The sequence below is a fragment of the Nonomuraea sp. NPDC049269 genome (assembly GCF_043197155.1).
GTDB lineage: Bacteria > Actinomycetota > Actinomycetes > Streptosporangiales > Streptosporangiaceae > Nonomuraea.
Window position 1 is genome coordinate 287336 of sequence record NZ_JBICSO010000011.1, and the last position, 12569, is coordinate 299904.

Sequence of the window (12569 nt, forward strand, 5' to 3'; positions counted from 1 at the left end):
GGACAAAGGGGGACCATGCGATTCGGGACCAAGGCGGTAGGAATGCTGGTTGCGACCGGCGCGATCATGGCAGCGACACTCGTGAACGGGCCGGCCGCGTCGGCCACCCCGTCTCCGTGCTACGCGTACGACGCCTCCATCTCCAATCTGGACGGCGGCTACGGCGTGATGAAGGGCTCCTACAACCTCAAGGAGGGGCCCTACGCGGACCGGTGCGGGAACGTGACCAGGCTCGGCAAGGGCCGGGTCATCTACTTTCACTGCTGGGTGCGGAACGGGCGCGGCAACCTCTGGGTCCATGGCCGAGTGAAGGGGACGGGGAAGTACGGGTGGATGTCGGTCGACAACTTCGGTTCCATCCGTCACTCGAACTACGAGACGTGCAGGCCGAACGCCGATCGCGATCACACATAGAAGAACCCCTCGTGAGAATCAAGAAGCAGGACCATCAGCTTCATCCTGGCGGCGAGTCTGCTCATCCCCGGACCAGGAATGCTTGGGCTCGCGGCAACACAACGGCGACCCTTCTCTCGCTGGTCTTGGCAGCAAGCCTCGTTGCCTGTTCCTCGGCCGGCGAAGAGCGCGGACCGGGCGAAGACGCCGGTCAGAGATCTTCGGAGACTGCCACCAGTGGAGACTTCACCCAGCAGAACATGATCATTACGGCTGTCTGCTCACCGGGGAACGGCAGCGGCGGAGTCATCAGCGTCGATGGCTGGAACCCGCAAAGCTGGAAGCACCTGGCGCATGCGGAGTTCCAGCTGCCGGATACGGCGATTGTCGAGTCCGACAGGGCCACGCCGAACACCGCCGTGAGGCAACTGTGCGAGCCGGATGAGCTGCCGGCTGATGCCGGGGATGTGACCGCCATCCGATCGCTCTTCGACCAGGACTTCACGAAGATGGCCGTGGTCACCGAGGACCCGCAGACCGAGGCGGCTCATGTGGGGTACGTCGACCGTGCGGGCAAGTTCACCGATCTGACCGGGAACGAGGGCTTCGGCAACACTCCGCACGAGCACAACGCGGCCTTCTCACGGGACGGGAGCGCGGTCTGGTTCACATACGAGGCGTCCGACAGCGGGTATTACTCAACCAAGAACCGCATCGCGAGCCGAGCGCTTGCTGGGGACCACAAGGTGGTCGACCAGTTGGAGATCGGGATCGTCGGCGAAACCAACCTCATCATGGTGGGGAGAACGCCGAGCAGGGCGGTACTGGCCAGCAGCGCCTTCCTCTCGCCGGACGGCGAACGCCTCCTGGCGGAAGGTCGCGTTCTGGACGTCCCGGCGGAGGGCCAAGCGGTGGGCCCGGACCTCGTGGAAAAGGGCAGAGACATCTCTTGCGGCAGCGGCGGCTGGCTCGACAACGACACGGTGTTGTGTAGCACGGACGGCAGGTTCGCCGCGCTCGACATCGCCTCGGGGGCGAAGCCTGGGGCGCCCATAGTCCCCAGCAACGACTACAACAACCACGCCATGGTGATCTCCCCCGACGGTCAGAGATTCGCGTTTCTCTCCGAGAAGGGGGCCGCGAAAAATTACTACCTCTGCGACACCAAGCCGGGATCCACGCCCCAGAAGGTCGAGCGGACCGGGGAGTTCTCCACGCTCGGCGACACTGCCGCATTCATCGAGTGGCGCTGAAAGAGCGCGCCTCCGGCAGGGACTCCGGATCAAGGATGATCATCTGCCCGATCGTGAGCAGGAGCAGCCCGTGAGCGAACTATTTGCCGTCATCGCCACATGGTTCGACGGCCATTCGACCACGAGCATGGTTGTGTGGGGGTGGCCCTCGCCCGTGCCCGGCTCAGGCTGGCGCGGCCCGCCTCAACACGAATGTCCGGGACCATTTCATCGCCGCATGACCGCTGGTCAGGAGACACCGCCCTGCCCCACGTGCTGCGAACAAGTCCGGCAGAACTTCTGAGCGCGTACGCTCTCGGCGTACTTGGGCTCCACGCCGGTGTTCAGCATCCGGCAGATGTCCTTGACCTTCAGCCCATCCGGAGTTTCCCGAAATGGCACCGCCAATGGTTCCTCTCACCCCGACCGACCCGCGGCGTTTGGGTCGTTACTGGCTGGCCACCCGGCTGGGCGCGGGCGGCCAGGGCGTCGTCTACGAGGGCTACGGGGAGGCGGGAGAGCGGGTCGCGATCAAGGTCCCCAGGTACGACAGCGCCGAATCACGCGCCAGACTCGCGAAGGAGGCGGCAGCGGCCCAGCGGGTGGCCTCGTTCTGCACCGCCAAGGTGATCGAGGCACAGGTCGATTCGGCGCCTCTGTACATCGTCAGCGAGTTCGTGCCAGGGCCGAGCCTGAGGCGGGTGGTGGCGGAGTCGGGGTCGTACCAGAAGGACGCGCTGCGTCGGCTGGCGATCGGGGTGGCGACCGCGCTGACCGCCATCCACCAGGGCGGGATTGTGCATCGCGATCTCAAGCCGGACAACATCATCATGGGGCCGGACGGGCCGCGCGTGATCGATTTCGGGGTGGCCCGTGAGGTGGGGCCGACGACGAGCGGGCCGATCATGGGCACGCCCGGATACATGCCGCCGGAGGTGTTCTCGGGGCGGGGCGCGAGCGAGGCGGCCGACCTGTGGGCGTGGGCGATGGTGGTGCTGTTCGCGGCCCGGGGCAAGGACGTGATTGAGGCGGGGGATCCGGCCGCCGTCATCGGGCGGGTGATGGAGTTCGAGCCGGATGTGTGCGGCCTGCCTGAACCCCTGGATGCGTTCGTGGCCGCAGCGCTTGCCCGGGATCCCACGGAGCGGCCGGCCGCCGGGGAGCTGCTGCTGCGGCTGCTGGGCCATGGCGGCGAGGCGCCGCTCCGCCGCGGCGACGACCTGCTCGAACGCGGCCTTACGCAGGCGGGTGCCCTGACCGGACGGCCCGAGCCCGACCTGGGCGCGATCGCGGAAGAGCTCTACGGCGAGCTGACCGAGGCCGAGCGGGCGACCGTGCCCGAGGTGTTCCTGCGGATGACCGACGGCGACGAACTCCGGCCCGTCGGCAGGGACGAGCTGCCGGATTCGCAGGCCGTGGACGCGATGCTCACCCTGTTCGGCGCCGCGGGCCTGGTCACGCGGTCCGGTGCCACATACGAACTGGCCAAGCCCGGCCTCCTGCACGCCTGGCCCCGGCTGCGCGACTGGGTGGCGGGCAACCGCGAAGGGCTGCCCGTCCACCGGCGGCTCGCCGAGGCGGCCGCGCTGTGGAATGAGCACGGTAGAAGACCGGTCGACCTGCTGCACGGCTCGGCACTCGACCGGACGCTGCAGTGGGCCGCCACCGCGCACAAGGACCTCACGCTGGGACGGCGCGAACGCGAGTTCCTCGACGAGGCGGTGAGCCTGGCCCGTACGAGGGCGAGGAGACGCCGTCTGGTCGCGGCGACCCTGGCCGTACTGCTCGTGGTCGCGCTCGGCGGGCTCGGCACCGCGGAGTACCTGCGCAGGGAGTCGAGCCGCCAGCGCGACGACGCGCTGGCGCGGGAGCTCGCGCTGCGAGCCGCCGACCTGCGGCAGAGCGATCCTCAGGTCGCGAAGCTGCTGAGCGTGGCCGGCTGGCGGCTGAGCCCGGAGCTGCCCGAGACCCGCGGCGCGCTCTACGAATCGCTCTCTCAGACCACGACCTCCGTCTTCCTCGACCCCGACTACACGGCCGCGACCGTGCAGAACCTCAGTCAGGACGGCCGCGTGCTCGTGTCCGTGGACGGCGGGACAGCCAGGATCTGGGACGTCACCGGCCAGCGGCGGATCGGCGTGCTGTCCGGGGTGAGCGCGGAGGTGTCCCAAGCCGCGCTCGCCCCCGACGGGCACACCCTGGCCCTCCTCGACCACGAGGGGGTACGGCTGTGGGACACGCGCACCGGAAGACCGCTCGGCGCTCCCATCGCCCGTCAAGGCAGGCAATCGGGCGGCGGCACACTGAGCTTCGACAGCTCCGGGCGCCACCTCGCCATCCCCTGGGGAGCGAAAGCCCTGCCCGAATGGTGGGACGTCGCCAAGCGTAAGCAGCTCACCGCTCCCTCGGGAGCCGCGCTCAACGCGATCAGCCGGGACGGCCGCTTCGGTTACGTGGTGAAGGGCCATGACGCGGAGTTGTGGGACCTGCGCCGGAGCAAGATGACGCCGATCCCGCCCGAGCAGGACAAGGGCGTCATCAACCAGACCACCTTCAGCGACGACGGCAAGATGATGATGACCACGGAGCTTGTGAATTCGAAAGAGACGAGCAGGATCCGTCTGTTCGAGGTGCCGTCCGGTGAGGAGGTGATGGGCGAGGAGGGCGGGGCGGGCCCGGGGGGCGGAGTGGGCTCGGAGGCCGGTTTCGTCTTCGGCGACGCTTTCATCGCCCACTGGGGCGACCGGGAGCGGCTGACCTTGGAGCGGCGCTTCACCTATGACCCGGTGCACGGCCAGGCCATGTATGACACGGTGTACAGCCAGGCCATGCCCGCCTTCGTCGGCGGGCTCCGCTTCGACCTCGCCGGCCGGGCCGTCCGCTATCTGGACGAACATGGCGCCGTCCACACCGAGGACGTCTCGATGGTGTTCGACCCGCCGATCGGCGGCGGCAGCGAGAGCGGGAACGTACGGCTGGCCCCTTCCACGCGCGTGCTGGCCGCGATCTGGGAGGACCGGATAGAGGCCAGGGACACGGCGACGGGCCGCGCTTTGATGAAACTGATCAGCCGGTCGGGCGGTGGCGGCGCGACCGCCTTCAGTCCCGACGGCCGCCGGCTCGCCCTGGCCGCCGACGACACGGTCCGCATCGTGGATCTGACCGGGTACAAGGTGTCGGCCCGGCTCAAGCTGGGGGGCGGCGTCGAGCAGGGCGCCCAGGCGCTGGCGTTCAGTCCGGACGGACGCACGCTGGCCGTGTCGCGCTATGGGGAGCACGGTCGCGTCGAACTGTGGGACCTCGAACGCGGATCTCGACGAGCGGAGACCGGGACGGGCGCGAAGGACCTCGCCTTCCGCCCCGACGGACGGCTGCTCGTGACCGGAAACCCGCTCCAGCTCATCGATCCGGCGAAGGGCGCCACCCGGCCTCCCGAACAGGGCACCGGGCAGCTAGCCGGCGCCTTCGCCTTCAGCCCGGACGGCCGGCAGGTGGCCTTCTCCGGGCCCGGCAGGCTCACTCTGTGGGACGGCGACGTCAGGACCAGAATCGCCGAGTTCCCCGCGGTGCCGGGCAGCGAGGTCACCATGCTGGCCTGGTCGCCTGATGGGCGCACGATCGCGACGTACGAGAAGGGCTTGCGCGTACGTCTCTGGGACGTGCCGAGCCGGCGACCGCTGGGCCTCGTCTTCGACGGCAAGCAGGCGGCGGACGGCGCCGACGGCGGATGGGTGGCATTCTCTGCGGACGGCACGAAACTCCACACCGCCGCCCCCGACGGCACGATCCGTGTGTACGACGTGGACGAGCGGCACGTGGCCGCGACCCTGTGCGTGCGCGCCGGTCGTACGCTCACCGCCGGTGAATGGTCCCGCCACCTGCCTGACATCGAACCGTTCACGATGTGCCCCTAGCTAGTAGGGCCTCGAGGCATACCGGGGCAACCAGCCCAAAACTAGCCGAGAACCGTACCGAGACCGTCATCCCTGACGGTCAAGCGCAGCCCGCCGGGAGGCACGGTGAGGGCAATGGAGACGGTACGGGCCTGTGCCTGCCGTTCCACCTCCTGCGGAACGTCACGGATCGCGCCATGGACGATCTCGGTGATGAGGGCGGGAAGCGGCTGATTCGGCAGAGCCCATATCTCCACCGTGATCCCGGTCTGCAGCGACCATTCCGCCAGGTGATCCTCCAGAGCAGGTGCGGCCGTGCGACTGCCTGATTCAGAGCTATTGATCATCTGCTTCTTCCACCGCCCACGGTCGTTGCTCTTGTCGTGATCAACGCGTGTGTACGCGATTCGGCCTAGCGGACCATCTTGAGCCCGGTGTGCCAGACGTACCCGTGTCCCCCGCCGTTCAGGTTCCAGACTTCGGTCCACTTCCAGACGGGCTTGTTGTCCCAGCAGTAGCCGTGGAACTTGGTGCCCTTCTTGGCCACCCGGTAGCCGGAGCTGAGGCTCTTGCGCTTGTGCACCTTGACCGCCCACTTCGCCTGGACGACGCAGGGCCACAGAGCGGCCGAGGCCTGGTTGGCGCCTTCGGTGGCGCTGGCGGCGTGGGCTGAGGGGACCAGAACGCCGGAGGTGAGCGCGGCCGCCACAGCCAGTGTGGCGATCTTTCCTACGGATCTCATGTCCGGAAATGTAGGCCTACAGGTGTTGAGGATATGTTGAGAATCCGTCGAGCTTCCTAGACGGGCCGGGACAAGCCGTCACCTGAGACGCTCAGCTCCACAAAGTGATGTGGATGGACGGGCGGAAGCGGCCCACGTTCACGCCGGGGCCGCGCAGCATGGCCTGGGTGGCGCGAGGCGTGGTGACGAATCGGACCAGTTCGGCCGCCGCCGGTGCCACGCCGCCCTCGGCCAGTGTCATCGTGAACCAGCCGCCGTCGAACCGCAGTGACGGCCCGGCGACGCGGACCAGCCGGCCGTTGGCGAGGTCCTGCGCCACCGCGAACGAGATCGCCGGGGCCACGCCGGTGTTGCGTTGCGCCTGCTCCAGGGCCGCGGCGTGGCTCTGGTAGATCTGCTGGTGGTGTTCGGGCACGTTGAGCTTGCGCAGCATCGTCGGCACGGCGCCGAGGTCGGTCGCGGCCGAGGGGCCGAGCAGCCACACCTGGTCGCGCAGCTGGTGCGTGCCGACGTCGCGCCCGGCGAGCGGGTGCTCGGGCCCGCAGACGACGACGAGCTGGTAGTTCAGGAACGGTTTGCAGGACAGGGTGTCGTCCGCGCCGCCGCCCGGATGGGGGCCGATCGCCACGTCGACGGTCCGCGAGCGCAGCAGCGACCCGAACCGCCGCGGGTCGTGCACGCTCAGCTCCACGTCGAGGTCGGCGGCCCGCCCGGCGAACAGCCCGATCAGACCGGGCGCCGCGTACTCGGCGAACAGGCTCGACGCGGCGACGCGCAGCAGCCTGCGCCCGCGCCCGGCCTGGCCCACCTCGATGATCGTCCGCTCCTGCAGGCTGAGCAGCTCCGCCGCCCGGCTCGCCAGCCGTAACCCGCCGGGCGTGAACGCGAGCCCGGAAGCGGTCCTGGTGAACAGCCGGTCACCGAGCTCCTTACGCAGCTGACCGACGTGCAGGGAGACGGCCGCCTCCGACACATCGAGCTCCGCGGCCGCCTGCTTGACCGACCCGAGCCGCACCACGGCTGCGAACGCGCGAAGCTGCGTGGGCGTCATGGGCAAAAGCTACTGGCCAGGCTTCAAAGATCATAGAGCGCGAAAGCGGTCAGTCGCCGGTGACGCTGATCTGGGCGGTCCAGTCGGCGACGATCCGCGTTTTCTTCGCCGCTGAAGCAGGCACGACGGCCGCGAACCAGCTCGCCTGGACCAGGATGACCCGGTTGCGGAACTCCTTCTTGCCGCTCAGCGCGGCGGGTTCCGACCGGGTGAAGGAGAGGGTCGCGGCTTTGGGGCGGGCGGCGAAGGTCTGTTGCTCCCGTACGCCGTACCAGACGACGGCCCCTCCTCCGGAGGCGCGTAGCGCGTAGATCGACGGGACCACCTGGGTGCGGTCGCGTACGTCCCATTGGCCGCGCAGGAGGCGCAGGTCGGCGAGGCGGGCGGTGGCGGACTGGGTGGTGTAGCGGCCCGCGCCCAGGAGGCGGTTGGCCCGGGCGTCTTTGCCGTTGGTGGCCAGGGAGCGCGCGTGCGCGGCGGCCATCACGCGGGGGGCGACGGCGAGCTTCGTGGTGGCGTCGGCGGCGACCGCGGTCGCGCGGCCCTCGTCGTCGACGGCGATGGGCAGGGCTGCTGCCTGGAGCGGCGTGTTCGACCGGGCGACCAGGCGCCAGCCGGCGGAGGTCTCCTGGAGGATGAGCTGGGTGCGGTCGTCCTCGCCCTGCTCGGTGATCTCGGCCAGGAACCAGCGGGCTCCGGTGGGGTTCTTCGGGATGATGAAACGCGTGCTGGTGAGTTGGGGAAGGGCGCCGGGCCGGTCGCCGCGCAGCTTGGCGAGGCGGAGGTCGGCCCGGTCGAGCTCCAGCGCCAGGCCGGTGCTCGCCGCCTCCAGTCCGGCTCCGTCCTGCAGCCTGGCCTGTTGTACCTGCTCCCGGTAGCGGTCGAGGACGAGCGCGGCCTCGGGCTGTGTCAGTTCGCCCTGTGCCGGTGCGGCCGGTGAGGCGCTCGCCTGAGGTACGGAACCCACCGACCAGGCGCCGGCCTGGGGTGGTGTCCCGGAGGTGCTGCACGCGGCGACCATGGCCAAGGCCAGGCCACTCACGAACAGCTGGCGATTCACCGGCACGGATACCTCCGCGACATGCCCGTGGGAGCGTCCTGAGCTGTCTTGATGGTGTACGGCCCGCACTTGGTCCAGGTTCAATCAGCGGGTGCGGGGATGATCTCACACTCCGGCGGCGAACCGGTGCGCCGGGATGGTCGCGGGACGCTCGTCGTACGCGGGACGGGTCAGCATCGCCTGGGCGAGGTTGGCCTTGACGAGGGCGGCGCCGCGCACGACGGGCAGCAGGGTCAGCGCGAACAGGACGCCGAGCACGGTGTTGAAGACCACCAGGGTGGTGAGGTCGCTGCCGAGGCCGAGCAGACCCGGCAGGTCGCCCTGGTAGCCGGGGATGCGGGCGATGATCCAGCCGTAGAGCGGGAACGTCAGCCCGGCGATCGCCCCCGCCCACCAGACGACGGTGACGGCGAAGGTGGCGATGGCGATGGGGAAGGCGATGATGGCGTGCAGGATGTCCAGCGCCGCCTGTCCGCTGGTCAGCGGGTTCATGGTGCGGCGGAACCAGCCGGCGTCCGCCGGTGCCTGACGGTAGCGGGGGCGGGCGAGGCGGCGGCCGAGTACGTCGGGCAGCAGCACCCGCTCGACGTCGGCGAAGTTCCGTGCCATGGCGGCGGACGCGGCCAGGATGGGCAGGCCGACGAACGCGACGGCACTGCCTGCTCCGGCCGCCACGCCGGCCAGGACCAGGACGAAGGAGATCACGGCGGTGGGGAAGCCGAGCAGCACGTAGCGGGTGTCGGTGGCGATGCGGTGCCGGAGGGTCGTCATGCCGAGAACGTTACGAGCCGCGGCCTTCCAGATCGCTCCCGCTCACTGCCCTATCGGGGTAGTGCTGGCCCTACCACGCGCGTCGCGGCGATCACGTTACGGGACGCGTCCGACGCCGCCCAGGACGCCGCCCTTCTCCAGGCCGGGCGGGATGAACTGCTCGTCGTTGCGCCAGTCCTGCGCGGGCACGACGCCCGGTTCGAGGAGTTCGAGGCCGTCGAAGTAGCTGCGTACGGTGTCGCGGTCGCGCCAGATCATCGCGCCCGAGCTGGACTTCCGGTAGACATCCTGGGCCTCGGCGAGCCGTTCGGGGATGCCCTCGTTCTCCTCGATGTACCCGTGCGAGATGATCAGGTAGCTGCCCGGGACCAGCGGCTCGCGCAGGGTCCGGACGATGCGGGCCACTTCCTCGTCGTCGGCGAGGAAGTGGAACACCGCGACGACGAGGACGGCGACCGGCTGGCTGAAGTCGAGGTGCGCGGCGGCGGCCTCCAGGATGGCCTTCGGGTCGCGCGTGTCGCCGTCGAGGATCACCGTGTCGGGATTGTCGGCGAGCAGGGCGCGGGCGTGCACCAGGACGATCGGGTCGTTGTCGGTGTAGACGACCCTGGCGTCCGGGATGATGCGGTGCGCGACCTGGTGCACGTTGTTCTGGGTGGGCAGGCCGGTGCCGATGTCGAGGAACTGCCGTACGCCCGACTTGGCGACCTCCTCCACGGCGCGGATGAGGAACCCGCGGTTGGCCCGGGCGATCTCGCGGATGTCCGAGCCGGTCTCCAGACTGATCCGGACGATGTGCTCGGCCGCCTCGCGATCGGCGGAGAAGTTGTCCTTCCCACCCAGGAAGTAGTCGTACATCCGAGCGACGCTGGGGACGGTCGGGTCAACCTTCCCGGCGGGCTGCTCATCCTCGGGCACGCCTACCCCCTTCATCACGTATGCCCGCATCTTACGGTGAATAGGGATTTCTGTGGTGGTGTGTTAGTCCGGAGCCCAGTACTTCACGAGGAACCTCTCCAGCCGCTTCACCACCGGGGTCCAGGTGCGGGTCAAGGTGTAGCGGCTGACGCGGTGGCCCTTGTAGGTGAGCGTGTACTTGAGGAAGTCGGCTCCCTGCGGCTGGGCCTCGGAGTGGCCCAGGCGCAGCCGCTTCAGCTCGCCGTGCAGTTTGCGCTTCTCGGCGCTGGTGAGGCACTTGTCCACGGTCGGACCCGTACGACGGCTCAGCCGTACGCAGCCGTTGGTGTAGACGATCACCCGATTGTCGAAGCCCGCGAAGCCGCCCTGCTCGCGTAGCTCGACCAGCACCTTCTTGGCAGCGGGCGCGGCGGGCGCGGCCAGGGCGGCGGTGGGTGTCATGGTGGCGCTCAGGAGGGTGCTCACCATCAGGGCGAGCGCGATCCGCCAGATTCTCATACCTATAGGACGTCCGGGAGCACCGAAACGGCTCACCGTCGACGCCTCGGCGAGCTACGACCAGGACGTCACCGGGGCTGTCGCGGATCTCTGGGCGCCATGATCTACAGCAGGTGGCTGGTCAGCTCGTACAGGCGGCGCGCGTCACCCAGGTCCAGGGTCGGCAGGCCCGGATCGACGGGAGTGCGGCGGTCGTAGGCGAGGAGTCCCTGGCCGGACGGGTCGTCCATCAGCTCGATGATCGGTTGGATGCTCTTCCCGACCGGCTGGGCGAAGACCTTGGCCAGGGCCTTGACGATCGTCTTCGCGGGCTGCCTCAGCGAGCCGGTGCCGCTGTCGGTGAAGCCGGGGTGGTGCAGGACGTACCGCGTCCGGCCGCCCCGGTGCACGTCCGCGTAGGCGACGCCGAGCAGGTCGGTCGCGCGGCCGCCCTGCAGCATGGCCGTCATGCTGCCGAATTCCCGCTTCAGCGACAGGTCGTCCCAGTGGACCCGGCCCTTGGTCATCCCGACGCCGCAGATGTTCACGATGACCGGGTTGTCTCCCTTCTCCAGTAGTTCGGTCAGGCCGTGGCCGAGGAGGAAACGGCTGACATAGTACAGCGCGAACGTGCCCTCGAAGCCGTCGGGGGTCTCCACCCGCTGGGCGAAGTGCCGGAGGGCGGTGTTGACCAGACCGTCGAGCGAGTCGTGCGTCGCCTTGACCGCCTCGATCACGCGCCGGTTCTCGGCCACGGAGGTCAGATCCGCCTGGATGAACGCGGCCCGGTCCCGGGCGCCGAGCCGCCCGGCCTCGTCGAGGACCTGCCGCCCCCTCTCCGGATCGCTCCCCACGATCGTCACCTGGTCACCTTGCCCGAGGTAGTGCAGGGCCAGCCCCCGCCCCATCCCGGACGTGCCCCCTGCCACCACGAATTTCCTCATTTATCCTCCTTCAAGTCATCGAACGGTGACTTGCGTGGACAGTAACCGTGGGCTGCCTACAATGTCAACGGTCGATGACTCAGGAGGGCGGCGTGATCGAGGCGCGTAAGAGGGACCGGGAGGCCACCAGGGCGAAGCTGCTGGAGGTCGCCAGGCTGCGGTTCGCCCGCGAGGGGTACGACGGGACGAGCGTGCGCGACATAGCCCGCGACTCGGGCGTGGACCCCACGCTGATCTTCCGCTACTTCGGCTCCAAGAAGCGGCTCTTCGACGAGGCCACGGCCACCGGCGAGGTGCCCGCCGACCTGCTCGACGGGCCGCCGGAGGAGCTGGTCGCCCGGATGCTGCGCTCGGTCGTCTTCCAGGACTGGTCGCGGTACGGCGGCGAGCATCCCCTCGTCGCCATGCTGCGCTCGTCGGCGCACGAGGACACCCGGCAGCGCATCCGCGAGGAGGTGTGCGGCACCTACGTCCAGGCACTGGAGGAGCTGGTCGACGGGCCGGACAAGGAGCTGCGGGCAGAGCTGCTCAGCGCCTGGCTGGTCGGCATCGGCATCCTGCGCTCCGTCGTCGCCACCCCGGCCCTGGCCACGGCCACGTCCGATGACGTCGCCCCCTACCTGGCGGCCGTGGCCACCAGCCTGCTGGGCCGCCCGATGTCGGGAAGCTGAGAGATCGGCATGATAAGTGCGGCTTTTATGCCTGAATAAGGGCCATTCCGATACGATCAGCTACTTGTGGTGAGTGCTCAATTTGATCCGTGCGCCGTGCCCCTGGAGGATCGCTGATGGCGAAGGTCGACCTTCACCGCCAGGCGCTCGAAGACTGTCAGTCGTCGGCGAACCGGCTGTCCAAGGAGTTCGCCGACCTCGCGGGCCAGTATCCGGCCAAGACCGCCGACTCCAAGATCTTCGGTGACCTGACCGGCTCCGCCTCACTGGCCGCCGTCCTCGACAAGATCGAGAAGGGCGTTTCGGGCGAGCTCGGGCAGGCCCAGCACAAGCTCCAGGGTGTCGAGCGGGCTCTGGAGAAGGTGGTCGACAACGTCCGTGCGGCCAACAAGTCCTCGGGCGCGGATCAGGAGTGAG

Annotated in this window: 14 protein-coding genes; 5 read left to right on the forward strand and 9 right to left on the reverse strand. The window is 69.0% G+C overall.

The window, feature by feature from the left end; genetic code table 11:
• Nucleotides 1-42: 42 nt before the first annotated feature.
• Together ACGFNP_RS50710 and ACGFNP_RS50715 are read left to right on the forward strand one after the other, a co-directional pair.
• The gene (locus ACGFNP_RS50710) at nucleotides 43-414 is read left to right on the forward strand and encodes a hypothetical protein (RefSeq protein WP_393330558.1); all 372 of its coding nucleotides are present in this window, start codon (nucleotides 43-45) and stop codon (nucleotides 412-414) included.
• Nucleotides 415-425: 11 nt separating this feature from the next.
• Complete coding sequence (locus tag ACGFNP_RS50715) at nucleotides 426-1646, forward strand: hypothetical protein (protein ID WP_393330560.1); 1221 nt, start codon at nucleotides 426-428, stop codon at nucleotides 1644-1646.
• A gap of 228 nt (nucleotides 1647-1874) precedes the next feature.
• Here the strand turns inward: ACGFNP_RS50715 and ACGFNP_RS50720 are convergent, their stop codons facing one another.
• The gene (locus tag ACGFNP_RS50720) at nucleotides 1875-2027 is read right to left on the reverse strand and encodes a hypothetical protein (RefSeq protein WP_393330562.1); all 153 of its coding nucleotides are present in this window, start codon (nucleotides 2025-2027) and stop codon (nucleotides 1875-1877) included.
• A gap of 5 nt (nucleotides 2028-2032) precedes the next feature.
• Between ACGFNP_RS50720 and ACGFNP_RS50725 the strand changes: the two genes are divergently transcribed.
• Nucleotides 2033-5539 (forward strand): protein kinase, encoded by a 3507-nt coding sequence (locus tag ACGFNP_RS50725; protein ID WP_393330565.1) that lies wholly within the window; start codon nucleotides 2033-2035, stop codon nucleotides 5537-5539.
• A gap of 41 nt (nucleotides 5540-5580) precedes the next feature.
• Here ACGFNP_RS50725 and ACGFNP_RS50730 read toward each other — a convergent pair whose 3' ends face one another.
• The 8 genes from ACGFNP_RS50730 to ACGFNP_RS50765 all read right to left on the reverse strand — a co-directional run bounded on the left by ACGFNP_RS50730 (nucleotide 5581) and on the right by ACGFNP_RS50765 (nucleotide 11481).
• Nucleotides 5581-5865 carry a hypothetical protein gene (locus tag ACGFNP_RS50730; protein WP_358320078.1) on the reverse strand — a complete coding sequence of 95 codons (285 nt, stop codon included), beginning with the start codon at nucleotides 5863-5865 and terminating at the stop codon, nucleotides 5581-5583.
• Nucleotides 5866-5930: 65 nt separating this feature from the next.
• A complete protein-coding gene (locus ACGFNP_RS50735; RefSeq protein ID WP_393330568.1) occupies nucleotides 5931-6260 on the reverse strand; it encodes a hypothetical protein in 330 nt (109 codons plus the stop codon).
• A 91-nt stretch (nucleotides 6261-6351) separates the two neighbouring features.
• Nucleotides 6352-7311, reverse strand: coding sequence for a LysR family transcriptional regulator (locus ACGFNP_RS50740; RefSeq protein WP_393330571.1), 960 nt, complete (start codon nucleotides 7309-7311; stop codon nucleotides 6352-6354).
• A gap of 49 nt (nucleotides 7312-7360) precedes the next feature.
• A complete protein-coding gene (locus ACGFNP_RS50745; RefSeq protein WP_393330573.1) occupies nucleotides 7361-8377 on the reverse strand; it encodes a hypothetical protein in 1017 nt (338 codons plus the stop codon).
• A gap of 99 nt (nucleotides 8378-8476) precedes the next feature.
• On the reverse strand, nucleotides 8477-9142 hold the full coding sequence (locus tag ACGFNP_RS50750; RefSeq protein WP_358320067.1) for a sensor domain-containing protein: 666 nt from the start codon (nucleotides 9140-9142) through the stop codon (nucleotides 8477-8479).
• A gap of 96 nt (nucleotides 9143-9238) precedes the next feature.
• The gene (locus ACGFNP_RS50755; protein ID WP_393330575.1) at nucleotides 9239-10060 is read right to left on the reverse strand and encodes an SAM-dependent methyltransferase; all 822 of its coding nucleotides are present in this window, start codon (nucleotides 10058-10060) and stop codon (nucleotides 9239-9241) included.
• Between the two features lie 63 nt (nucleotides 10061-10123).
• On the reverse strand, nucleotides 10124-10558 hold the full coding sequence (locus ACGFNP_RS50760) for a hypothetical protein (RefSeq protein WP_393330577.1): 435 nt from the start codon (nucleotides 10556-10558) through the stop codon (nucleotides 10124-10126).
• A 104-nt stretch (nucleotides 10559-10662) separates the two neighbouring features.
• On the reverse strand, nucleotides 10663-11481 hold the full coding sequence (locus ACGFNP_RS50765) for an SDR family NAD(P)-dependent oxidoreductase (protein ID WP_393330580.1): 819 nt from the start codon (nucleotides 11479-11481) through the stop codon (nucleotides 10663-10665).
• A 92-nt stretch (nucleotides 11482-11573) separates the two neighbouring features.
• Here ACGFNP_RS50765 and ACGFNP_RS50770 point away from each other — a divergent pair, with 92 nt between their 5' ends.
• Both ACGFNP_RS50770 and ACGFNP_RS50775 read left to right on the forward strand, forming a co-directional pair.
• Complete coding sequence (locus tag ACGFNP_RS50770; RefSeq protein WP_393330582.1) at nucleotides 11574-12152, forward strand: TetR family transcriptional regulator; 579 nt, start codon at nucleotides 11574-11576, stop codon at nucleotides 12150-12152.
• A gap of 116 nt (nucleotides 12153-12268) precedes the next feature.
• On the forward strand, nucleotides 12269-12568 hold the full coding sequence (locus ACGFNP_RS50775; protein WP_358320054.1) for a hypothetical protein: 300 nt from the start codon (nucleotides 12269-12271) through the stop codon (nucleotides 12566-12568).
• Nucleotide 12569 lies beyond the last annotated feature (1 nt).

Excerpts from the sequence above, each read along its gene's own strand:
- ACGFNP_RS50710 (WP_393330558.1), top strand. The coding sequence starts at position 43 with ATGCTGGTTGCGACCGGCGCGATCATGGCAGCGACACTCGTGAACGGG.
- ACGFNP_RS50725 (WP_393330565.1), top strand. The coding sequence starts at position 2,033 with ATGGTTCCTCTCACCCCGACCGACCCGCGGCGTTTGGGTCGTTACTGG.
- ACGFNP_RS50730 (WP_358320078.1), bottom strand. The coding sequence starts at position 5,865 with ATGATCAATAGCTCTGAATCAGGCAGTCGCACGGCCGCACCTGCTCTG.
- ACGFNP_RS50735 (WP_393330568.1), bottom strand. The coding sequence starts at position 6,260 with ATGAGATCCGTAGGAAAGATCGCCACACTGGCTGTGGCGGCCGCGCTC.
- ACGFNP_RS50740 (WP_393330571.1), bottom strand. The coding sequence starts at position 7,311 with ATGACGCCCACGCAGCTTCGCGCGTTCGCAGCCGTGGTGCGGCTCGGG.
- ACGFNP_RS50750 (WP_358320067.1), bottom strand. The coding sequence starts at position 9,142 with ATGACGACCCTCCGGCACCGCATCGCCACCGACACCCGCTACGTGCTG.
- ACGFNP_RS50760 (WP_393330577.1), bottom strand. The coding sequence starts at position 10,558 with ATGAGAATCTGGCGGATCGCGCTCGCCCTGATGGTGAGCACCCTCCTG.
- ACGFNP_RS50765 (WP_393330580.1), bottom strand. The coding sequence starts at position 11,481 with ATGAGGAAATTCGTGGTGGCAGGGGGCACGTCCGGGATGGGGCGGGGG.
- ACGFNP_RS50775 (WP_358320054.1), top strand. The coding sequence starts at position 12,269 with ATGGCGAAGGTCGACCTTCACCGCCAGGCGCTCGAAGACTGTCAGTCG.